The following is a 22,146-nucleotide window of genomic DNA, read 5'->3' as shown; positions in this document are numbered from 1 at the left end:
ATGGTCCCGGTCCTTTCTGCGGGGCTGGTGGCGGAGGCGGGTGCTCCCCGCGCACGCGGGGATGGTCCCGAAGTTCCGTTGCCGTCCCCTCGTCCACTGAAGTGCTCCCCGCGCACGCGGGGATGGTCCCACACTCCCACTGACACATCCGATCCGTCGAATGTGCTCCCCGCGCACGCGGGGATGGTCCCCTGGCATGGTCCCTGGCATCTAAGGGAAGAGCCGGTGCTCCCCGCGCACGCGGGGATGGTCCCCAGTGCGGCACCGATGCCAAACGCGAGGACTTGTGCTCCCCGCGCACGCGGGGATGGTCCCGGCATCACGGCCTGCGTCGAGGTCGCCGGGCTGTGCTCCCCGCGCACGCGGGGATGGTCCCTCCGCGCCCGCCTTGAACTTCGGCGTCCGGGAGTGCTCCCCGCGCACGCGGGGATGGTCCCGCGCCGACGCCGACCGCTCCATCGCCGACACCGTGCTCCCCGCGCACGCGGGGATGGTCCCGGCGCCGGGACAGCGCGCCGAATGAACGTTCCGTGCTCCCCGCGCACGCGGGGATGGTCCCTCATGGGTCACGTACTCCGTGCCCACTCGTTCGTGCTCCCCGCGCACGCGGGGATGGTCCCAAACCCGGCCACCGGCGCGCGGCTCTCCATACGTGCTCCCCGCGCACGCGGGGATGGTCCCCTAGGCGGACACCTAGGAAATTCCTAGGTGTGGTGCTCCCCGCGCACGCGGGGATGGTCCCCACCCGGCCTTCACCGCCACCCGGCGGGTGGCGTGCTCCCCGCGCACGCGGGGATGGTCCCTACGAGCGTCGAGGGATGGTGGCCGGAGAGGAGTGCTCCCCGCGCACGCGGGGATGGTCCCGGCAAGCGCACGAGACGACGAGGCAGGCGCACGTGCTCCCCGCGCACGCGGGGATGGTCCCCATGCTCGGCATGAGCGCCGGGATGCTCGGCTGTGCTCCCCGCGCACGCGGGGATGGTCCCCTGCCAAATGGGGTCGCGCGGGTCGTCCACCTATGCTCCTCGCGCACGCGGGGATGGTCCCATCTCTCGCTCCGCGTTCCGGGGCTTGGCGGAAGGAAGGGGAGGGCCCGGCCCCTGCAGGCCGGGCCCGATGGGTGGGCGGGGTTCAGCGGGAGTCGCCGTCCGAGCAGGCGTCCGAGCCGGTGTTGCCCGAGCCGCAGTTGTCGTCGGTGCTGGTGGCGTGACCGCTCGCGGCGGGCCCGGCATCGACCAGACGGAGGTTCAGTTCGTACTCCATCAGAGGATTCCCTTCTCATCGGGGGTGAAGTCGAGGACGAGGCGGCTGTGCCGCTTGTCCACAACCGCCCCGTCCGGCAAGTCGCCGTCGGGGGCATGCGCGGGAAGGACGTGCAGCACCGGAGACGGGCTGCCCGCGTCCACCCACGCGCGCATGTGCTCGACCATCCGACCAGCCGCCGCAACGGCCTCGTTCCCGTGCGCGTATGCGCCGAGATCGAAAAGCCTGCCGGTCCAGCGCAGAGCCGACCGATAGGCGAACGTGCCGTCGTGGACGGTGGCAGGGGTGCCGAACCGCCAAGAGGGCGCGACGATGCCGGACGCGACGGCGGCCTCCTGGGCCGACAGCACCACGAACTCCTGCACCTCGCGTATGAGGTAAGCCGCCAGCCACAGGTCCAGGTCGGACAGGACGGTGCGGGGCGGCAGGCTCATCCCGGCCCACGCCTCCTCACGAGGCTTGGTGAGGAGGCCGGCGACAACGGCGGGGTCGATCTGCTGGCCCTCATCCAGCCGCAGGTGGACACCGTCGGCGATGTCGAAGTACCGCATGTCGTGGGCTCCGGCGCCCTGCATGGAGACGAACCCGCACTGGCGGTGGCTATGGCTGACCAGGCGCTGACCGGAACGTCGCAGCGCCCACGATCGGGTCATTCCGAACGTACGCAGCGGTACGACGAGGACACCGTCTTCGGTGAGCTGGTCGCGCCACGCGGGCGCGACGTCCCACGCCCCGGCCGTGACAATGATCAGGTCGTAGCAGCGGCCCGGCTCGATCGGCTGCTCGGCGTCCGCACACACCACGATGACGTCGTTGTAGCCCGCCGCTTCCAGGCAGGCGGCGGCTCGGTCGGTCACCTCGGGGTCGATGTCGACGGTCGTGACCGATCCAGCCGGGCCGACGAGTTCACGCAACAGCGACGCGTTGTAACCGCCGCTGCCAACCTCCAGCACGTGTCGGCCCTCCATGCGGCCAAGCGCGTCCGCCGCCTGACCGAGCATCTCCGCGATCAGGAACGGAGCCGACACCGAGCTGATGTTCTCTTCACCGACCCGCTTTGTGATGATCGCGGTGTTCTCGTACGCCTCCTCCAGAGGGATACCCGGCGTGTACAGCTCGCGGGGGACGGTCCGCATCGCGGCCTCCACCTCGGGACGCAGGGTCAGACCCTTCGCATGATGATCGGCTGCCAGGCGGTCGACCATCTTGTCGCGGAGACTCTCGCTGTCTATCGTGCCGACGCTCATGCCGGTGCCCTCTCCCGATCGTGCGGGCCGCCGCGGCGCGGGGCGGCAGGGCGGCCTCCGGATGTCCCCGGAGGTGATCCCGGTGGTGGACTCTCATACTGTCCGACCAGCGAACCGCTTTCAGTCGAACGACTCGACCTGTCTCCACGATGAGCCGGCTGGTCGCGCGAGCAGGGATTCGAGCATGGGGCTTTCCTGACGGTGGATGCGTGTTGCGGGGAGGCGGTGCCCGGCCAGGTCGGATCCGGCCGGGCACCGGGCACCGGGCGCCGGTCGCGGGGGCGAAGACCGGCGCGTGAGCCGTTCGAGGCGCTGCTCACCCCGACCGAGGTCGCGATCATGTTCCGCGTCGACCCCGAAACCGTCACCCGCTGGGCCCAGGCAGGGAGACTCACCAGCATCCGCACCCTTGGCGGCCACCGCCGCCACCGCCAAGCAGAAGTCCTCGCACTCCTGGCGGACAGCACACAGAAACGCGGCGAGTAACGAACCGCCACTCGGAACGGCCCCTCCACCTGCGGACGGCTCGTGATGATCCGCTCCGCGAGCCGCCCGGGAACCACCCCCGTCCGGGCACCACCCCGCCGTCTGAGCGGTTCCCGCTCACGCCGTCCGGGTCGCGGTCGTGCTCCCCCCGCACGCGCGGATGGCTCCCCGCGCACGCGGGGGTGGTTTGTGCGTCACGACGATGATGACCGTGAACCGGTTCCTATGCTCCCCGCGCACGCGGGGGGTGGTCCCGCGCCACAACCGAGGATCTTCCGGTGATCGCAGTGCTTCCCGCGCACGCGGGGATGGTCTCCCACTGCCTGGGAGGGGTGCTGCCAGTTGCTGCTAGTTGGTGCCAGGCTGGTAGATCGTTTCGCGGGATCCCTCCCGGCCACCGCCGCGATCTGCGTCGCGACGGCCGGGGCCGGAGCGACACGCGCCGGCGAATGTCCTGCCACAGACGTATCATGGCTTTTTATGAAGGAGGGGATGTTCCGCTCCGCTATGGAAACTCATCGTACGTAAGAAGCGCATCTAGGGCGGCCGCACAGTGCGGATCCGTCAGCCATGCGCCCCAGGCGGTCTGGCTTGCCTCGTGATTTCATATACGCGACATCCGGGCGGAGCATGATTATTGACTTCCGAGTTTTGTGATTAAGTCGACCTGTGGGGTCCAGGCGTACTCTCTGCCGGTTTTCCTTCTTATGAGAAGGCCGCGCTCCTGTAGTTGGACGAGATCTTTTCGTGCTGTCTCTCGTGCTACATCATGGCTTGTTCCGTGTGATACGACGGTGTATCGGGCGCCGGGATTCTTGATCGCGTTTTCGAGGATCGCCAGTTGGCGATGGTTGAACTCTCCCGGCATGCTCGCCAGAGATCGCTGAAGATCGCGAAGCTCGAATATCTTTCGTTTTAGGTATTCATGCAGATCGTTGATCGCTCTTTGGGTGACGGAGAGCTGATGCGTCAAGAAGTAGGTGAGATCGTTTTCGTCTTGCTCGCTGTACAGGAAGCTTCTCCCATACTGTGCCGGGGCGTTTTTAATGATTCGGGATATGGATATGAACTCTGCGAGCCAGTATCCCTGGTTGAGCATCGACCAATAGAAGAGCGCCCTGGCGGTTCTGCCGTTGCCGTCTTCGAACGGGTGCTCATATGCGAGCATGAAGTGCACGATGAGGGCGCGTAGTACCGATGGAACGTAGGTGTCGTCCAGTATGCCGTTGGCAAAGTCGCACAGCCGCTGAACTCTTTGAGGTAGCTGTTCGGCCGAAGGTGGTTCGTGAAGCAGCTCGTCGGTCTGTTCGCTGTATACGCCGATTCTTTCTTCATCGGGGCGTTGAAACCTGCCCGAGGCGTCCGGATTGTCTATGGCGTTCTCGGTGAGGATCCAATGTATCTCCAGAATGAGATCTATTGTTAGGGGTTGTGACTGAACTTCACGTATTCGCTGCATCGCGCGATAGTTGTTCAGGATCATCTGCTCGCCGCGGGTTCTCGGCTTGCGTCCGGTCCTGATCATTTCTTTCGCGTCTCTTCGGGTCGTCGTAGCCCCTTCGAGTTGGCTCGATGTGATGGCCTCTTCCATTAGTGAATTGACGATGTGCCGGTCTCGGGTCGAAGGGTTGGTGACCTGCTCGCTGATGCTTATTTGGCCGCTGGCGTTCCGGTTCACCTCCTCGATGCCCTTGAGAATTTCATCGGTCACCGCGTAGGTGAATGAAATCTCCCGCTTGTCGACCAGCGGAAGCCTGCGCTGCATTCCAATTCGAGATACCTTTATCGCGGCCCACCATTCGTGGTGCGTCAAACCTTCCGGTGGGGTGAGGCGGCGTAGTTTATCCCATGGATAATAGGGTTGTGCGCCTATGTTTGAGGCATAGGTGGTGAATATCTGTATCATCCTGTGCGGATCTTTTTGTAGCCCCGCGAGGATTTTGTCGACCGGCGGGGGCGGCGTGGGCATCTTCATGACGTGACCTCCAACTGCCAATGCTAGCTGGACTGGTAGTTGGAGGTCGGATGAAGCGCGCGCTGGGCCAGAGCCGCGTGATCTTCGGGTAGTCCGCCGTGAAGAGGTGGGGCTGCTGCCAGTTGCTGCTAGTTGGTGCCAGGCTGGTAGATCGTTTCGCGGGATCTCTTCTCCGTGCGGGAGGCGGGCGTTCGCCACCCTAGAGCTGGATGGATTTGATCTCGCAGAAGTCGGCGATGCCGTGTGGGCCGAGTTCGCGGCCCGTCCCGGACTGCTTGTAGCCGCCGAACGGGGCGGAGAAGTTCCATTGGGCTCCGTTGACGTCGACCTGGCCGGTCCGCAACCGTCTGGCGAACGTCGTGGCGCGGCCCGTTCGACGAATCCGAGGATGGTCTCTCGCTGGCGGGCGGAGACGACGGGTCCGAGGTCGGTGGCGGTGTCCAGCGGGTCGCCGACGCGGAGTCCGGCGGCCAGTTCGCCGGCGTGGGCCACCACGTCGGCGTGGTTCGACCGGGGCACGATCAGCCGGGTGCAGGCGCTGCACGTCTGGCCGCTGTTCACCGTGGCGGAGCGGACGGTCCATCTGGTCGCCGCCTCGAAGTCGGCGTCGGGGAGCGCCACCGAGGCGGACTTGCCGCCGAGTTCCAGCAGGCACCGCCGTACGTCTCCGGCCGCGACCTCGGCCACCGAGGTGCCCACCGCGGTCGACCCGGTCCACATCGACAGCCAGTTGTCGGCGCACGCGGGGTTTCTGCTGGCGGCGGTGTGCTTCGCCGGTCCCGAAGCCGACCCGAACATCGTCACCATGATGAAAAGGCCTTGGCTTGTCGTCGCTGCGATGGCTGGTACGCCGGCTCCGCGCTCGATAGGCCGGCCGACAGCGCCTACTGCCGGTTGCTGCTGGTTGGTGCCAGGCTTGTAGATCGTTTCGTGGGACTCCTCGGCCCGCAGCCGCTCCAGCCGCTGCTCATTCAGCCGGCATTTCTCCCCACCCGGCCCCTTGGAGGCCGGTGCCTCCGGTCCACCGGCCTGCCAGGAGCGGTACCAGTGATTGGCCGACACGCGGCTTACCCGAAACCGCCGCGCCATCTCCGGCGCCGCTACTCCTTGTGCGAACAGTTCAGCGGCTGCGAACCTCAGCTGCTCTCGCCGGGCGTGTTCTGCGGTGGTCAGGCCGTTCTCACATCGGCGAGACGGTTGCCAGTGGCATCCAGGATAACGAGAGGGGCTTGTGTAGTTCGCCGGACCGGAGGTGTACTGCAGCAGCCTGGCAAATAGGGAAGATGCCCTATGTCCAAAAAGGACACCCTAATCATGCGGCAAAAGACAAAGACTGTCTGTCGAGGGTTGATTTATTTGAAAAATAAATCAAGAATTGCAAGATGATGTCACTGCGGAATGTCACTTACTGTATGCAAAGTGTATTTGGATTATCGTGTGATGTAGATCACATCATTCTTGTCAATCTTGATTTTTCGCAGCGAGGTGACACAATTTATCTTGTTGGAAAATTCCGATAAACCCATCAAGTGTCATGGGGGGCGCGAATGAAAACGGATAAGATCCTCCTTTTGGCTGCCGTCACTGCAGCCGGCTTTTCGGTGTTACCGACAGGCATTGCATCTGCCGACTCGCAGATGCCCGATGCCCCCGCTGTAACAATCGAACCTCAGCCGTCGACACCTAACAACATTCGGGTTGCCTCTTTTGGGGGCTGCGGCCAAACGTTCGACCCCATTCTCCCGGGAGCGGGACAGGCTCACTGGGCGCTAGCTTGCAAGAACGGAAACATCACAGTTGACGGCTGGGTCCAGGACAATTACGACGACGGCGAATGTGTCGCGGTCAAGGCACACTTCCCCGGCGGGATATGGGAATATAGCGACAGCGTATGCACAAAAGGTCTGCGAATAAAATTCAAATGGACGCACCCAGGAGACATGGTAGACGTCTATCTCTATGAGCATGTCGCGTAAGTTGGAAACTCGACAAGTGTCGTCACAGGATCGGTCCGCTCGGTGCATACCGCCGCCTCCCTTCCGGAAGGGGTGGCGACGGCCATCTCCTACATATAAAAGTAGCCGAATAGGATACGTAACCAACATGACAGCAAGTAGGCTGATCTTAAAAATCTCGACTGCCGTCGCGATCTGCATTGCAGCGGCCGGGACCGGAGCGGCATCTGCCGGCGAACGTCCTGCCACGGACGTATTCATGACTTTTTACGAAGGAGGGGATATTCCGCTCCGATATGGAAACTCATCGTACGGCAAGAAGCACATCGAGGAGGGCCACAAAGCGCAGATCAACAGGGTGGGCGGATGGGATAACATGGCTCTAGACATCTCTCACACCCTGAACGGCGGGAAGTGTGGCGCCTCGGCTGGAAAGACCACCTGCAACCTTACTTCCCCCGATTTTCACGGGGGGTTCGGAAAAATGAGGGTCGTCTATGTGGAGAGCGCGAACGGCATGCCCGACGGCCGCCCCAAGGGAATCATCACCGCCTTCTACCCCTAAAGTGATTTATGAACCAGTTCGAGCGATATATCGAAGAGTTCTGCTCAGTCTCACGAAGACAACTGGGCGAAGAACTACAGGAATACGATGCGTCTCTATTAGACCTCTTTGTTTCGGAGGAAGAGGGCGGTGTGTGGGCGTCCGCGACCGTGTCCTTGCCAGGAGTGGAGAGGCCGTGGACATTCCGTAGCCATGTCGTTGAGCGAACAGGCGCAGAAGGTTCCGACGTCCTGGATCGCGGAAGCGACGACGCCTCGATTTTCACGACTCATCTGACCGAACTCCTGGCCACCCGGCCTTGGCCTCCACCAGAGTCCTGGCCCACGGCAAAGGATCTGGACGGTGTGAAGGAGGAGCCGCCCGGTTCCGTAGAAGCCTGGCCAGGGGGGCCGCATGTCAAAGATGTCGACCCACAGAGCCTTCGCGCAAGGAATTCCGACTACATCAAGGGTATATATCTCGCCACATGGCGGTCGCTGTTCGAATCCATCTGCAAGGATCCGTGGCGCACTCTGAAGCCGGAATTCACCGAAGACTCCGCAGGCATATGGCTCGAAGTTTCCATGCACTGCAAAGTCGGTGAAGACCAGCGGCGATGGAGCTATAAAGGGCTGGTTCTCGACGCCGTCGGCCGGCGTGAACCTTCAGAAGTCGTCGGCAGACGTTTCGTCACGCAGGCCGTCCAGGACTTCGAACGTGAATCCCGGCGCAGGCCCTTGGCCGGTTGATCAGTGCGCTTCCCTGTACCGACCCCCAAGAACCATGTGATCATTTACCACGTAGTGCGGCGAGTAGCAGGGGCTTTCACATCGTAGCCGTGTGAAAGCCCCTGCTCGCTTCCGTGCTGTGCCCCGGCGTCGGGGTGTCGGTGCCGGCCTATATGGGCTCTTCGAGCTTGAGGAGGACAGGCTGGTAGATCGTTTCGCGGGATCCCTTCTCCGTGCGGGAGGCGGGCGTTCGCCACCCTAGAGCTGGATGGATTTGATCTCGCAGAAGTCGGCGATGCCGTGTGGGCCGAGTTCGCGGCCGGTGCCGGACTGCTTGTAGCCGCCGAACGGGGCGGAGAAGTTCCATTGGCCTCCGTTGACGTCGACCTGGCCGGTCCGCAACCGTCTGGCGAACGTCGTGGCGCGGCCCGCGTCGGCGGACCACACGGCGCCGCTCAGGCCGTACCTGGTGGAGTTCGCGATGGCGGCGGCCTCGTCCTCGTCGTCGTAGGCGAGCACGACGAGCACCGGGCCGAAGACCTCCTCCTGGGCGATCTCGGAGAAGGGGTGGGTGCCCGAGACCACGGCCGGCCGGACGTAGTGGCCGCGGTCCGGCAGATCGCCGGTCCCGGCCGGTTCCACCCGGGCGCCGTTCGCGACGGCCCGTTCGACGAATCCGAGGATGGTCTCTCGCTGGCGGGCGGAGACGACGGGCCCGAGGTCGGTGGTGGCGTCCAGCGGGTCGCCGACGCGGAGTCCGGCGGCCAGCTCACCGGCGTAGGCGACCACGTCGGCGTGGTTCGACCGGGGCACGATCAGCCGGGTGCAGGCGCTGCACGTCTGGCCGCTGTTCACCGTGGCCGAGCGGACGGTCCATCTGGTCGCCGCCTCGAAGTCGGCGTCGGGGAGCGCCACCGAGGCGGACTTGCCGCCGAGTTCCAGCAGGCACCGCCGTACGTCTCCGGCCGCGACCTCGGCCACCGAGGTGCCCACCGCGGTCGACCCGGTGAAGGAGACCACGTCGACACCCGGGCTCCGGGTCAGCGCGTCCCCGACGACGCGCCCGCTGCCGAACACCACGTTGAACACGCCGGGCGGCAGCCCCGCGTCACACGCGGCCTCGGCGAGGGCGTAGGCGGCCAGCGGGGTGAGCTCGGCGGGCTTGAGGACCACCGTGCAGCCGGCCGCGAGCGCGGCGCCCACCTTGGCGGCCATCTGGTGGAGCGGATAGTTCCACGGGGTGACGCATCCGGCGACCCCGGCGGACTCCTTGAGCACCAGGGAGTTGCCGATCCGCTCCTCGAACGGGAAGTCGCGTACGTCCCGGGTGAAGGCGTCCAGGTCGCCGAGGGCCAGGGGCACGTGCACGTTCTCGGCGAAGGTGACCGGAACCCCGAGCTCGGCCACCGTGAGGTCGACCAGCTCCTTGCTCCGCGCGCCCAGGGCGTCGCGCAGCGCGCCCAAAGCCTCCGCCCGCTGCGCGGGGGAGGTCGCCGACCAGCCGGGCCAGGCGCGGGTGGCCGCCTCGACCGCGAGGTCGACCTCCTCCCGGCCGCCTCTCGCCGCCGTGCCGATCGACTCCCCGGTGGCGGGGTTCTCGATCGCGAGCAGTTCACCGGCGGCCGGGGTGTACCAGTCGCCGTCGATGAAGTGCTCGCTCCGCTTCCACGATCCGCTCATCGAGTCTCCTCCGCGGCCTCGGCCTCCGGGACCACGATCACTGTCGGGCGGTCCGCCTTGAGGGCCTCGCCCAGCAGCCGGGTCAGTTCGGGCACGGACACCTCCGGTACGGCGTGCGCGTGGCAGCCCATGCTCCCGGCCAGTCCGAGCAGGTCGACGGGGGGCAGGTCCACGGCCTGCACCCGGTCGCCGCGGACCTTCATCTGGCGGCGGATCTCGCCGTACCCGCCGTTCTCCACCACGATCACCGGGAGCGGCAGGCCGAGCGCCGAGGCGGCGGCGAGTTCGGTCGCGGTGAACATGAACCCGCCGTCGCCCTCCAGCACCACCACGGGCCGGTCCGGCGCCGCGATCACGGCTCCGATGCCGGCGGGCAGCCCGTAGCCGAGGGTGCCGAACCCCGTCGGGTAGAGGTAGCCGCGCGGGGTGTGGCTCCGCAGGTTGCCGAGCGCCCCGTAGTAGCAGGCCATCGTGCTGTCACCGGCGAGCACGCCGTTCCGGCCCAGGGCGCTCTCCAGCGCCTCGACGATCCAGAGCCAGGGGCCGCCGCGCGTGCGGGCGTCCGCCCGCAGCAGGTCGCGCCAGTGGGCAGCCCTGCGGTGGCCGTCCCGCGCGTCGCCGGTGTCACCCGGGCCGTCCTCCAGGGCCCCGCCGACGGAACTCACGGTGTCCCCGGCCCCGGCATCCCCGACTCCGGTGTTCCTGGCCCCGGTGTCCCCGGTGTCCCCGGTGTTTCGGGTGTTTCGGGTGTTCTCAGGGGGGCCAAGCCGGTCGAGCAGCCCGGTCAGCGCCTCGCCCGCGTCGCCGAGTACGGCCACCGCCGGCCGGCCGTTGGTGACGACCTGCACGGGGTCGACGTCGATCCGGACCAGCGGGACGTCCCCGGGCACGCCGCCGTACCACATGTCGGAGGGGGCCAGCTCGGTCCCGACGGCGAGTAGCAGGTCGCAGGAGGCGAGGAAGTCCTTGACCGGCGCGGCGGCCAGGCCGGCGCCGAGGGCCAGCGGATGGTCGTCGGACAGCACGCCCTTGCCGTTCATGGAGGTGACGACGGGGGCGCCCAGCCGTTCGGCCACCGCGCGGAGCGCCGGGGCCGCGTCCGGGCGCACCCCGCCGCCGGCCAGGATGCCCGGGGCCCGCGCGCTCCGCAGCAGGTCGGCGGCGCGGTCCAGTTCGGCGGCGGGCGGGGTCAGGGGGCGGACCGCGACCGGCGCGCGGGCCGGTGGGTCGCCGCTCGCGTCCAGCAGGTCGAACGGGATCTCGATGTGTACCGGGCGGGGCCGTCCCGAGCACATCGTGGCGAAGGCGCGGGCGACGGCGACGGGGATCTCGGCGATGCTCTCGACCCGGTGGCTGTGGGCGACGATCGAGTTCAGGGCCGCCGACTGGTTCCTCATCTCGTGCAGCTCGCCGTTTCCCGTGGCGGGGTGCCCGGTCGGCATGCCCGGTGAGACGACCAGCACGGGGACGGAGTCGGAGTACGCCTGGGCGAGGGCGGTGGCCGCGTTGAGCAGTCCGGGCCCGGTCGTGGTCACGCAGACGCCCGGCCGTCCGGCGACGCGGGCGTAGCCGTCGGCCGCGAAGCCGACGCCCTGTTCGTGCCGGAGCAGGATGTGCCGGAGGCCGGTCTCGGCCAGCGCCGCGTAGATCGCCAGGTTGTGCGTGCCCGGGATGCCGAAGACCGTGTCGACGCCGTGCGCGGCCAGTGCCTCGACGAGAACCTGTCCGCCGGTGCGTTCGGCCATGTCAGGCGTTCCTCGGCGCGAACTCGTCGGCCGCGAAGGCGGCCAGGCTGATCGGGGGGCGGCCGAGGAGTTCCTCGACGTCGCCGGTCAGTTCCCCGGCCACGTCCGCCTTGATCCTCTCGAAGTGGTTCAGCAGGGCCGAGACGTGCGCCGGGGGCAGGCCGAGCCCGCTGAGATACTCCGACATGACCTCCTCGGAGACGTCGACGTAGCGGATGGGCCCTCTGCCGGCCCGCGACAGCGTCTCCGCCACCTCGGTGAAGGTGAGGGACTCCCCGCCGGTCAGCGTGTAGGAACGGCGGGCCGGCGGCGGGCCGGAGATGGTCCGTGTCACGCAGGCGGCGATGTCCCTGGCGTCGATGAACCCGATCCGGCCGTCGCCGCCGGGCGCCCAGATCTCGCCCTCCTTCACGATCGAGCGGGCGAACATGCCCACGGTGAAGTTCTGGAAGAACCAGCCGGGCCGGAGCGAGAACCAGGTGAACCCGAGCCGGTCCAGCGCGTGCTCGAGGCGCAGCGCGGGGAGGTCGGCGTTGAGCTGCTCGGCGTTCTTCACCGACAGCAGGCCGATCCGCTCGATGGAGCCCTTGTCGGCCGCGAGCTTGAGAAAGTCGACGACCTCCGCCGACACGTCGTATCGGCCCTTGGCCTGAGGAACGATCCACATCCTGGTGACGCCGTCCAGGGCCGCCCGCCATGTGCGGCTGTCCAGCCAGTCGAAGGCGACGGTGTCGGCGGCGACGCCGGAGGGGTTGCGGCACGCGGCGCGGAACGGCTCCCCGGTCTCGGTCAGCCCCGCCACGACGTGCCGTCCCACCTTGCCGGTCGCTCCGGTGATCAGAGTGGTCATGCCCCCGCCTCGTCCTTCATTCGCCGTTCCGCCAGATCCACCGCGACCTCGGTCGCGGACCGTCCCTCCTCCGCCGCCGTGCGGAGGATCGTCTTCACGGTGTCCCGGCACGTCGCCACGGCGGCGCGGGCCCGGTCGACGTCGAATCCCAGCCGTTCCTCCAGGCAGTGGACCACCCCGCCGCCGTTGGCCGCGAACTCCGGCACGTAGGCGATGCCGCGTTCGCCGAACGCCGCCTCCACGCCGGGGTCGGCGAGCTGGCCGTTGGCCGCGCCGCAGACCACCCGGGTGCGGGCGGTGGCGGCGAACCCCTCGGTCAGCGTGCCGGAACCGGCGCACGGGCAGTAGGCGTCCAGCTCGGTCTCCTGGAGCCGGGCGAGGGAGTCGACCACGCCGACCTCGGGGAACCGCCGGGTGATCTCCTGGCGCAACGCCTCGGACGGGTCCATCGCGGTGACGACCGCGCCCTCCCGCACCAGCAGTTCGATCAGGTGGGGGCCCGACATGGCCAGGCCCTCGACGCCGACGCGCACGCCGGTCAGGTCGCCGCTGCCCGCGACCGCCTCGAAGGCGCCGCGCAGGCCCTCAAGCACGCCGTACGCGACCAGCGGCTCGGGGCTTCCCGCGCCGCCCCGGTCGGCCGGGAGGCCGGTAACGAACTCGCACTCCTCGGCCACCACCACCAGGTCGGCCGAGCTCATCCCCCAGTCGGGGGTGAGGATGTAGCGGCCGTTGAGCGACTGGACGAACCTGCCGAAGGCGTGCAGCAGTTCCTTGCTCTTGACGGTGGCGGGGTCGCCGATGATCGCGCCCTTGCCTCCGCCGCACCGGGCCCCGGACAGGGCGCTCTTCAGGCTCACGGCACGGGAGAACTCCGTCATGTCCATGATCGCCGCGCCGATGGAGGGATAGTTCTGCATCCGGGTACCGCCGAGGGATCGCCCGTATCTCGTGGAGTCGATCGACAGGACCCCGCGCAGACCGGATGCCCTGTCGGAGAAGACGATGGTCTCCTCCGACGAGCCCAGGGCCCGTTCCAGCGCGTCAGTGGATATCTCTTTCACGGGGACGACCTCCCACCGGCCGCGTGCGCGACCGGCTATCGCGTTCTTACCTTGGTCTGCGGTGGTGTGCGGCGCCCGGCCGCCCGCCTACGGGCCGGCCGGTACGACACCCGGCCTGGCGGTGAGGACCCGGCGCAGGAACTGCCTGGTCCGCTCGTCCTCGGGGGCGGAGAGGATTCGCTCGGGAGCGCCCTGCTCGACGATGTTCCCCTCGGAGAGGAAGACGATCCGGTCGGCGACCTCGCGCGCGAAGCTCATCTCGTGCGTCGCGAGGGCGAGCGTCATGCCGTCCGCCGCGAGTTCGCCGATGAGTTCGAGCACCTCGCCGACGATCTCGGGGTCGAGTGCCGAGGTCACCTCGTCCAGGAGCAGCACGCGAGGCTGCATCGCCAGCGCGCGGGCGATGGCGATGCGCTGCTGCTGGCCGCCGGAGAGCCGGTCGGGGTGTTCGGTGGCCTTGTCCTCCAGGCGGACTCTGGCGAGCAGTTCCCTGGCGACGTTCTCGGCCTCGCGGCGGCGCATCCCGAGCACCCGCCGGGGCGCGAGGGTGATGTTGTCCAGCACGTTCATGTGCGGGAACAGGTTGTACTGCTGGAAGACGATGCCCACCCGCATGCGGAGCTGGTCGGCGTCGCCGTCGTCGGCCCAGATGTCCTGGCCCTCGACGAGGATGTGGCCGCCGTCGATCGGCTCCAGGGCGTTGAGGCAGCGGAGCAGGGTCGACTTCCCGCAGCCGGAGGGCCCGATCAGGCAGACGACCTCGTGCTCGTCGATGTCGAGCGACAGGCCGGACAGCACGGGGGTGCCGCCGTAGGACTTGTACAGGTCGCGGATCTCCACGTACGCCATCAGGTCACCCCCGCGCCAGTTCCCGGCGGCGGCGCCGGGTGCTGAGATAGTCGGCCAGCCGCGTCAGCGGAATCGTGATCGCGAGGAAGCAGAGCGCCGCGCCGGTGAAGGCGCTCAGGCTCGACTGGTTGATGGCCTGGATGTTCGCCTGGTTGACGGCGTCGAGAAGGCCGATGACGGTGACCAAGGACGTGTCCTTCTGCAGGCCGATGAAGTAGTTCAGCAGCGGGGCGAACATGTTGCGCATCGCCTGGGGGAGGATGACGAACCGCATCGTCTGCCCGTGGGACAGGCCGAGCGAACGGGACGCCGCGGTCTGGCTCCAGTGGATGCCCTCGGTCCCGCCCTTGATCACCTCGGCGGTGTAGGCGCTGTAGTGCAGGGTCAGCGCGATGACCACGTACCAGAAGTCGGACAGGTCGTTGAGCAGGGGCAGGTTGGTCCGCTTCAGGCCGTAGACCACGATCAGGATGACCACGATGGACGGCAGCCCGCGGAACACGTCGATGTAGGCCGCCGTCAGCCAGCGGATGAGGGCGGCGGGCCGTCCCGGCAGGGTACGCAGGATCGCCAGCAACGTCCCGAAGAGGAGGATGAAGACCTCCGCGGTCAGGAAGAGCTGGATGTTGAGGACGAACCCCTCCAGGACCATCGGCAGGGTGTCCCTGAGGACCTCAAGGTCCAGGAACGCCCGGGAGACCGCGTAGTTGTTCGTCGCGAGAAGCGCGTAGACGAAAAGGAGGGCGTAGATCGTCGCGCCGATCCCGAAGGTGTGCGTGACCAGGCGTGACGCCTTGTTGCGCAACTTGATCGCCGTCGAGGGGTCGGTCTTGCCGAGCCGGTGGGCCCGCACGAGTCCCCAGGCCGCCACGAGGCCGAGGGGCGGGAAGGCCACCACCGCGACGATCGCCGCGACCATCTGCGCCGGCTTGACACGGACCGCGAGCCGCGGGCGCTCCTCGGCGCCCGCGGGGTTGCGTGTCGACCGTTCGGTGAGCGTCATGTCGCTCTGCTCCTCCACAGGGCTCATCAGAAGGTGATGGAGGGCAGCGTCTTGAGATCGAGCCCGTTGTAGAGCGGGGTCACGTACTGGCCGACCCACGTGTCGATGGCACCCGAGTCAACGATCTTGTTGAGGGCGGTGTTCACGAACGGCGTGTTCTTGGAGCCCTTGGGCAGCTGTACGGCGCTGCACAGGCCGAGGCTCTTGGCGTTCTCCGGGTTCAGCAGGACGATCTTGCTCTTGCCCTTGAGCGGCTCGGTCAGCGCGTCGGCGGAGACCCGCTGCAGGCTGATGTACTCGGCGTCGATCGCCCCGTCCTGGAGTCCCGCGGTCAGCGCCACCGGCGAGGTGTAGCTACGGGGGTCCTCGGCGGGCTTGATGCTGTTCAGCATGAACGACTCGTTCACCGAGCCGGTGAGCAGCCCCCACTTGAGTGCCTTGGCGTCCTCGATGGTCTCCAGCTTCTTGCCGTCGCGGACCAGGGCCGCGTTCACCGGGGAGTAGTAGCAGTCGGTGTAGTCGTTCACACTCTTGCGCTTCTCCAGGGTGATGATGTTCGCCACCGCGATGTCGTACTTGGTGACCTGCCCGGACATCAGCGCGGCGAAGTTCGTGTTCACGAACTCGACCTTGCCCATGCCGAGCTCCTTGGCGAGCTGGTTGGCCAGGGCCCAGTCGACGCCCCCCTTGAGGGTCTGGGGCGTGTCTCCCTCCATGACCCCGGGAGCCGGGAAGACCGTGGCCACCGTGAGCGTGCCGGCCGTGACGGGGGTGAAGGCCGACGCCTCGGCGGAACCGTCGGACTCGGTGTTCGTGGTTGACGACGAACAGCCGGTGAGAACGACGAGCGCGATGCCGGCCAGGAGCAATCCGGGTGGCTTGAGGTTCATAGGGGGCTCCTCGACAGACGAGTACTGGAGAGTCGTTTCTCTGGCGGCCGCGCTGCGGAGCGCCGGGCCGCGGGGGTGCGCACGCGTAATTCGCGGGCGAACGAGGAAGGAAGAGGGAAGGAGGTCCAGCTAGGGAGGGGTTTTGGGGCTCCCTTGTTGGAGTCAGACGATACGGATGAGCGCGCGGCAAGTCAAGAACATTCCATCAAAGGCCTTATAGCCATTTGAAGTAATGAATGATCCAGCCCCGCCGGCGCTCCCCGCCCATGCGGCAGACGCCCCGGACACCGTCCTCCACCAGGCAAACGGCACCGCCCGCCCCCTCCGCCGAGCACCCCCGCACCCCTTTCCCGCACCACGTCCCGGCCACGGCGAGCGCCCCGCGCTCTTTTTCCCTGGCACGTTCCCGCTACGGCGAGCGCCCCTGCGCTCCTTTCCCAGGGAGAGGCTTCAGCTACGGCGGTACCTTCGAGCGGGCCGTCAACGGATTGCTTCAGCCTCCAGGCGTTCACTGGGCGGCCGGAGCGAGAGCGGCTACGGCGCGTACACCGTACGGCCCGCAGCACGGCGCGGAGGGGGACGGAGGTCCGGCCGGCGTATAAAAGGACAGGGACCACCGCGCCCGCCGGACCGGAGGTCCGACCCCACCGGAGCGCGACCGGCGACGGCCGGCCGGACCTCCGTCCACCGCAGCGCGATGGGGGAGGGGACGGGACGGAGAAGGTCAGATCATCACGTGCGCGGTGGGATACCCCACGAAGGAGAACTGGGCGTTGCGGGTGAGCTTGATGTCGTCCGCCTGCCAGGTGTGCATGGCGGCGTCACCGCTGCGCCAGTAGACGAAGTTGAACCGGTCGGTGGAGTAGATCTTCACCTGGTCCTCCTTCAGCCGCCGGACCAGCCGGGTGTCCTCGCCGCGGGTGACGTCCTCGAAGCCGTAGTGACGGAACATCCCGGCCTTGCCGAGGAACGTGCCCCCCTGCACCAGCCAGCTGTAGCGGTGCTCCAGCCCCGGCAGGCGCAGCATCGTGGTGTTGCTGCCCTCGAAGTAGGCGTAGTGCGCGCCCTTGCCGACCAGTTCGGCGTCGGAGTAGTCGAAGGCGCGGACCAGGTCGGACAGGTAGTGCTCGCCGTAGAGGTTGTCGTCGTCCATTTTGGCGATCAGCTCGCCCTCGGCCGCCGCGATGCCCATGTTCATGCAGGCGCCCAGCGAGAGCGACGGGTCGGCGGGGAGCACCACGACGTCGGAGATCCCGGCGACCCGGGCCTTGTCGGCGACCACGATCGGGTCGATGTCGAGGCCGTGCAGGACCATGACGAGCTGGATCGGCCGGTGGATCTGCCTGGCGACCGAGGAGATCGCGTGCTCGATCTGCGCGGACCGGTTGGTCGGCAGCACCACCGAGACGGACCGGGACCTCGGTGCGACGGGCCTGCCCAGCATCTGGAGGATCTGGTCCACCCGGTGGGTGAACAGGTGCTTGTCGAAGACCTCGCGCATGGCCAGGTGGCCCTGGCGGGCGCGCAGCTCGGGGCTGTTGATCAGGTGCAGGACCTGGTTGTAGGACTCCAGCTGGTCGCGGGCGATCGGGATGAGCGTTCCGAAGGTCTCCTCGATGGCCCGGGACCAGCCGGAGACGACCGACGTCGAGCAGGCCGACAGCTCGAAGACGCGGCGGGCGCACATGGTCGGCGAGTCCAGCACCGAGTTCACGTTCAGGAAGACCTTGTACATCTTGTACGCGGCCAGCATCCGGTCGTAGGGCAGCTCGCCCGCGATGTGCGGGACGTACTCCGGCGGCCAGGCGTACTTCTCGTCCACGGTGCCGTTGCGGGCGAAGATGTGCAGGCCCAGCTCGCGGATGGGGGCCAGGACGGTCTCCATCTGCTCGCGGCGCTCGGGGTGCTTGTCCCGGAAGTACATCCCGGCGAAGACCACGTCGTGCAGCCGGCCCTGCCGCTCCTGGATGGGGTTGTGCACCCGGGGCTGGGCGGCGAACTGCAGCACGTCGACCCGGTCGTGCCCGAGCACCTCCCGATAGCGGGACACCATGTCGCCGTCGCAGGTGAAGACGTGGTCGAACAGCTTGGCCGTGTCGATGAAGAAGTCGAAGTTCGGCGGGTCCTCCTTGTTCCAGAAGACCGTGGGGATCCCCTCGGACCGGCACCAGTCGATCAGGGCGCGCAGCTCCGGTTTCGGGGCGTTGGACCCGGTCATCTGGTAGCGCCAGCGGCCCTGGTTGCCGTGCCAGGCGGACTCGGCGAACAGCAGCTCCGGCCTGCGCTCGGCGAAGATCTCCGGCCAGTCGCGCAGCCCGAACTCGATCTGGTCCCACTCGTAGGTGAACGCCATCCGGGAGAAGTCGTCCAGGATGACCGCGACCTTCATGTCGGGCCGGGCGATCGGCCCGGTGGGCCACTTCACCTGCGGCACGTCCACGGCGGGGCCCCGGCGGTCCAGCTCCTCCACGACCTCGGCCACCGGCGGGGGCGCCTTGGGGCCCTTGCGGGCCGTCATCGCCGCCCGCAGCCGGCGCGGCAGCCGTACCACCCCCGCCCCCTTGGCCTCGGTCAGCGCCTCCGCCACCCGGTAGGGCCGCTGGACCTTGGTGGACTCCAGCTTCCACTGCGCGTACCGCGCGCGAGCCTCGGCGATGGCCAGCCGCCGCTCCAAATCCCGGACCCGGTCCTCGAAGCGCTCGATGACCTTGCGCTCCTCGGGCAACCAGTTGATCGGTCCGAGACGCTGGTATTTCGGCTCTTCGGGGGTCTGCTCACTCATGGGGGATCGCCTTTATCCGGGGTCGTGCCAGCGTACGACGTTCGCTGTCGCGAAATGGCCGTTTTACAGGGATTTGGGCGGTACGGCCTGCCCCGCCGGGGACAGGTTGCCGCCCCGGAGCCAGGCCGCGATCACCCGGGCGATCCGGGGGCCGGCCTGGCCGTCCCAGAGCGGGGGCAGCTCCCCCGAGGGCGTCCGAGCCCCCGAGGCCAGGGCGTCGTCGGCGGCGGCGGCCAGCAGCGCCGGGGTGACCAGGCGGTTGGTGCCGTGGGTGATGGTGATCGGCCGCTCGGTGTTGGGCCGGACGGTCAGGCAGGGGACGCCGAGCATGGTCGTCTCCTCCTGCACGCCGCCGGAGTCGGTGACGACCAGGGCAGCGCCCCGGACCAGCGAGAGGAAGTCCACATAGCCCAGCGGGTCGACGATGAGCAGGTTCCCGCCGGTCACCAGCCCTGCCTGGGCCAGCCGTTCGCGGCCCCTCGGGTGGATCGGCACCACGATCGGCAGACGCCGGCTCACCTCCAGCACCGCGTCCACCAGCTCCTTGGCCGACGCGGGGTCGTCCACGTTGCCGGGACGGTGCAGGGTGGCCACGCCGTACCTGGCGGGAAGTTCGAGCCGGGCGCGGACCGGAGCCGGATCCAGCCGGTCCAGCGCCGAGAACAGACTGTCGATCATCGGGTTGCCGACGAGGTGGACGCGCGCCGGGTCCACACCCTCGTCGGCCAGGTGGGAGAGCGCGTCGGGCGAGGTGGCGAAGAGGATGTCGGAGAGCGCGTCGGTGACGACCCGGTTGACCTCCTCGGGCATCTCGCGGTCGAAGGAGCGCAGGCCCGCCTCCACGTGCGCGGTCGGGACGTGCAGCTTGGCGCAGACCAGGATCGCGGCCAGCGTCGAGTTCACGTCGCCGTAGACGACGACCAGCGCGGGCCGGTGCGCGAGCACCACGTCCTCCAGCCCGACGAGCAGGGCGGCGGTCTGGCGGGCGTGGGATCCGGAGCCGACCCCCAGGTTGGCGACCGGCTCGGGCAGCCCGAGATCGGCGAAGAAGACGTCCGACATCAGCGTGTCGTAGTGCTGACCGGTGTGCACGATGCCCTGCCGCACCCCCAGCTCGGCGAGCCCGTGCACCACCGGGGCCGCCTTCACGAAGTTGGGTCGCGCGCCCAGCACATGCAGGACGAGGGGATTTTCGGGGCCCGGGGTCGTCGCCGTGGGGGCGTAGTCCCTCATTGACCTCGCCTTTCATGCGGGAGTGTGGCAAACGTTGCCTATGGTACGGTCACCGCGTGGTATCCGATGCCAGCGCGCCAGACTCCCCCAAGGTTTCAGCGAAGTCGGCCCGTGCCGGGTTGAGCGGACTTCTCAAGGGATTCGTCAAGCATCCGGTGATCGTCTCCCGGGTTGTGGCGACCAAGGTCAAGTCCGATCCGGTCCGGGTGGCGCGGGCCGCCGCGGAGACCCTGCCGCCGCGGATGCGCCCCGTCGTGGGCCGGTTCGCCTGGCCTGTGGCGCGCCGCGCCAGGATCGCCGTCCGCAAGTTCGGCATGCGCCTGATCAGGGGGCCGTGGGACGAGGCCAAGGAGCACTTCGACGCCGGCCGGATGACCGAGGCCGTCGCCGTGCTCCAGGCGCACACCAGGTATCCCTTCGTCAAGCGCCGGGCCGCCTACTACGCCGGTGAGCTGGCCGCCATCCAGCCGAGCCCGATCCCGCCCAAGGCCAAGGTGATCGTGGGCGAGCGGGTCGAGGGCCGCGTGCTGCACTGCGTGACCAACGCCCTGCCGTACACGCAGGCCGGATACACCGTGCGCACCCACCGGATCGTCACCGCGCAGCGGGCCGCCGGGCTGGACCCGCACGTGGTGACCAGCTGGGGCTGGCCGATGATGCAGGGGCACGCCGACGCCACGCCGTACGAGGAGATCGACAAAACCCCCTACCACCGGCTGATCCCGAGCGGCGGAGAGGTGCCGTTCGAGAGCCACGGCCGGATGATCCGGGGGGCCGGTGAGGTGACCGAGCTGGTCAGGACCCTCCGGCCGAGGGTGCTGCACGCCGCGACCGACCACCGCAACGGCTCGGTGGCGCTGGCCGTGCGGGAGCGCACCGGGACGCCGATGGTCTACGAGGTCCGCGGCTTCCTGGAGGAGACCTGGGCCTCCCGCGATCCCAAGCGCGTCGGCAGTCAGCGGCACCTGCTCCAGCGCGACCGCGAGGCGTTCATCATGCGCTCCGCCGACGCCGTGGTCACCCTGGCGGAGACCATGGCCTCCGAGATCGCCGACCGGGGCGTGCCGAGGGAGAAGATCTTCCTCGCGCCCAACGCGGTGGACGACACGCTGCTGACCGCCGAGTACGACGGGGCGGCGTTCCGCTCCGCCTACGGCATCGAGCCCGGCGAGATCATCATGGGGTCGGTGTCGAGCATCGTGGCCTACGAGGGGTTCGCCACCATGATCGCCGCCGCCGCGCTGCTGCGGGACGGGGGCGCCCCGATCAAGGTCCTTCTCGTCGGCGACGGCGCCGAGCGGCCGGCGCTGCTGGAGCAGGTCGAGGAGCTCGGCCTGGCGGACGTCGTGATCCTGCCCGGCAGGGTCGGCCCCGACGAGGCGCTGCAGGCGCAGTCGGCCATCGACATCTTCGTCTGCCCCCGTGAGGACCTGCGGGTGTGCCGGCTCGTTACCCCATTGAAACCCGTCGAGGCGATGGCGCTCGGCAAGCCGGTCGTGCTGAGCGACCTGCCCGCCCTGTCGGAGCTCGTGGGCACCGGCGGCGCCGGGCTTCTGGTCCCTCCCGGCGACCCGGAGGCGCTCGCCGGGGCACTCGCCGGGCTCCGCGACGATCCGGAGCGGAGGGCCGCGATGGGGGAGGCCGGCCGGGCCGAGGTGGCGGCGAAGCGCACGTGGAGCCGCGTCGCGGAAACGTACCGTGACCTTTACCAATCGCTTACCGGTTGATGACCTTGTGCAGGGGGTGGGGCAACTTACAGTTTGCCGTACGTTCAATCGCATTAGACGTGGCTTGTGCGGACTTGAGATAGCCTTTGCGACCATGAAGTGTTGTTTCCGGCATCCCAAGGTCA

At 68.0% G+C, this 22,146-nt stretch carries 17 protein-coding genes, 1 pseudogene and 1 CRISPR repeat array (1 of these 19 running past the window's edge); of the genes and pseudogenes, 4 read left to right on the top strand and 14 right to left on the bottom strand.

The window, feature by feature from the left end; translation table 11 throughout:
- Positions 1–1,047: a CRISPR direct-repeat array (repeat unit 29 nt; unit sequence GTGCTCCCCGCGCACGCGGGGATGGTCCC); it reaches 82 nt to the left of the window's first position.
- Positions 1,048–1,131: 84 nt separating this feature from the next.
- Both ABZ194_RS07920 and fxlM read right to left on the bottom strand, forming a co-directional pair.
- Positions 1,132–1,263 carry an FxLD family lanthipeptide gene (locus tag ABZ194_RS07920; protein ID WP_355593576.1) on the bottom strand — a complete coding sequence of 44 codons (132 nt, stop codon included), beginning with the start codon at positions 1,261–1,263 and terminating at the stop codon, positions 1,132–1,134.
- Positions 1,263–2,510, bottom strand: a complete 1,248-nt coding sequence (gene fxlM / locus ABZ194_RS07915) for a methyltransferase, FxLD system (protein WP_355593574.1) — start codon at positions 2,508–2,510, stop codon at positions 1,263–1,265. Before fxlM ends, ABZ194_RS07920 begins: the two co-directional genes overlap by 1 nt.
- A 312-nt stretch (positions 2,511–2,822) precedes the next feature.
- On the opposite strand from fxlM, the gene ABZ194_RS07910 reads away from it, so the two are divergent.
- A complete protein-coding gene (locus tag ABZ194_RS07910; protein ID WP_355593914.1) occupies positions 2,823–2,996 on the top strand; it encodes a BldC family transcriptional regulator in 174 nt (57 codons plus the stop codon).
- A gap of 634 nt (positions 2,997–3,630) precedes the next feature.
- Here ABZ194_RS07910 and ABZ194_RS07905 read toward each other — a convergent pair.
- The 3 genes and pseudogenes from ABZ194_RS07905 to ABZ194_RS07895 all read right to left on the bottom strand — a co-directional run.
- Positions 3,631–4,971 (bottom strand): Fic family protein, encoded by a 1,341-nt coding sequence (locus tag ABZ194_RS07905; protein ID WP_355593573.1) that lies wholly within the window; start codon positions 4,969–4,971, stop codon positions 3,631–3,633.
- A 199-nt stretch (positions 4,972–5,170) separates the two neighbouring features.
- A complete protein-coding gene (locus tag ABZ194_RS07900) occupies positions 5,171–5,515 on the bottom strand; it encodes an aldehyde dehydrogenase family protein (protein WP_355593571.1) in 345 nt (114 codons plus the stop codon).
- Positions 5,402–6,111: pseudogene (locus ABZ194_RS07895) on the bottom strand (aldehyde dehydrogenase family protein); the annotation flags it as partial. The pseudogene ABZ194_RS07895 and the gene ABZ194_RS07900, both read right to left, overlap by 114 nt.
- 963 nt (positions 6,112–7,074) lie before the next feature.
- Between ABZ194_RS07895 and ABZ194_RS07890 the strand changes: the two are divergent.
- Entirely contained in the window at positions 7,075–7,491 is a 417-nt protein-coding gene (locus ABZ194_RS07890) for a hypothetical protein (RefSeq protein ID WP_355593569.1), read from the top strand.
- Positions 7,492–7,499: 8 nt separating this feature from the next.
- On the top strand, positions 7,500–8,219 hold the full coding sequence (locus ABZ194_RS07885) for a hypothetical protein (protein WP_355593567.1): 720 nt from the start codon (positions 7,500–7,502) through the stop codon (positions 8,217–8,219).
- A 237-nt stretch (positions 8,220–8,456) separates the two neighbouring features.
- Here ABZ194_RS07885 and ABZ194_RS07880 read toward each other — a convergent pair whose 3' ends face one another.
- The 9 genes from ABZ194_RS07880 to wecB all read right to left on the bottom strand — a co-directional run bounded on the left by ABZ194_RS07880 (position 8,457) and on the right by wecB (position 20,294).
- A complete protein-coding gene (locus tag ABZ194_RS07880) occupies positions 8,457–9,878 on the bottom strand; it encodes an aldehyde dehydrogenase family protein (RefSeq protein ID WP_355593565.1) in 1,422 nt (473 codons plus the stop codon).
- Positions 9,875–11,623, bottom strand: coding sequence for a thiamine pyrophosphate-binding protein (locus ABZ194_RS07875; RefSeq protein WP_355593563.1), 1,749 nt, complete (start codon positions 11,621–11,623; stop codon positions 9,875–9,877). Before ABZ194_RS07875 ends, ABZ194_RS07880 begins: the two co-directional genes overlap by 4 nt.
- A gap of 1 nt (position 11,624) precedes the next feature.
- Entirely contained in the window at positions 11,625–12,473 is an 849-nt protein-coding gene (locus ABZ194_RS07870) for an NmrA family NAD(P)-binding protein (RefSeq protein ID WP_355593561.1), read from the bottom strand.
- On the bottom strand, positions 12,470–13,537 hold the full coding sequence (locus ABZ194_RS07865; protein WP_355593559.1) for a Glu/Leu/Phe/Val dehydrogenase dimerization domain-containing protein: 1,068 nt from the start codon (positions 13,535–13,537) through the stop codon (positions 12,470–12,472). The genes ABZ194_RS07870 and ABZ194_RS07865 overlap by 4 nt, the downstream gene beginning before the upstream one ends.
- An 87-nt stretch (positions 13,538–13,624) precedes the next feature.
- Entirely contained in the window at positions 13,625–14,386 is a 762-nt protein-coding gene (locus ABZ194_RS07860) for an amino acid ABC transporter ATP-binding protein (RefSeq protein ID WP_355593557.1), read from the bottom strand.
- A 4-nt stretch (positions 14,387–14,390) separates the two neighbouring features.
- The gene (locus ABZ194_RS07855) at positions 14,391–15,416 is read right to left on the bottom strand and encodes an amino acid ABC transporter permease (RefSeq protein WP_355593555.1); all 1,026 of its coding nucleotides are present in this window, start codon (positions 15,414–15,416) and stop codon (positions 14,391–14,393) included.
- The gene (locus ABZ194_RS07850) at positions 15,416–16,279 is read right to left on the bottom strand and encodes a transporter substrate-binding domain-containing protein (protein WP_355593553.1); all 864 of its coding nucleotides are present in this window, start codon (positions 16,277–16,279) and stop codon (positions 15,416–15,418) included. The genes ABZ194_RS07855 and ABZ194_RS07850 overlap by 1 nt, the downstream gene beginning before the upstream one ends.
- Positions 16,280–17,003: 724 nt before the next feature.
- Positions 17,004–19,061 carry a glycosyltransferase gene (locus ABZ194_RS07845; protein ID WP_355593551.1) on the bottom strand — a complete coding sequence of 686 codons (2,058 nt, stop codon included), beginning with the start codon at positions 19,059–19,061 and terminating at the stop codon, positions 17,004–17,006.
- A 63-nt stretch (positions 19,062–19,124) separates the two neighbouring features.
- A complete protein-coding gene (gene wecB / locus ABZ194_RS07840; protein WP_355593549.1) occupies positions 19,125–20,294 on the bottom strand; it encodes a UDP-N-acetylglucosamine 2-epimerase (non-hydrolyzing) in 1,170 nt (389 codons plus the stop codon).
- Between the two features lie 119 nt (positions 20,295–20,413).
- On the opposite strand from wecB, the gene ABZ194_RS07835 reads away from it, so the two are divergent.
- Entirely contained in the window at positions 20,414–22,021 is a 1,608-nt protein-coding gene (locus ABZ194_RS07835; protein WP_355593547.1) for a glycosyltransferase family 4 protein, read from the top strand.
- Positions 22,022–22,146 lie beyond the last annotated feature (125 nt).

The organism is Streptosporangium sp. NPDC006007 (assembly GCF_040614315.1).
In the GTDB taxonomy this organism is placed as follows: Bacteria; Actinomycetota; Actinomycetes; order Streptosporangiales; family Streptosporangiaceae; genus Streptosporangium.
This window is presented reverse-complemented; position numbering and strand designations above follow the sequence as displayed.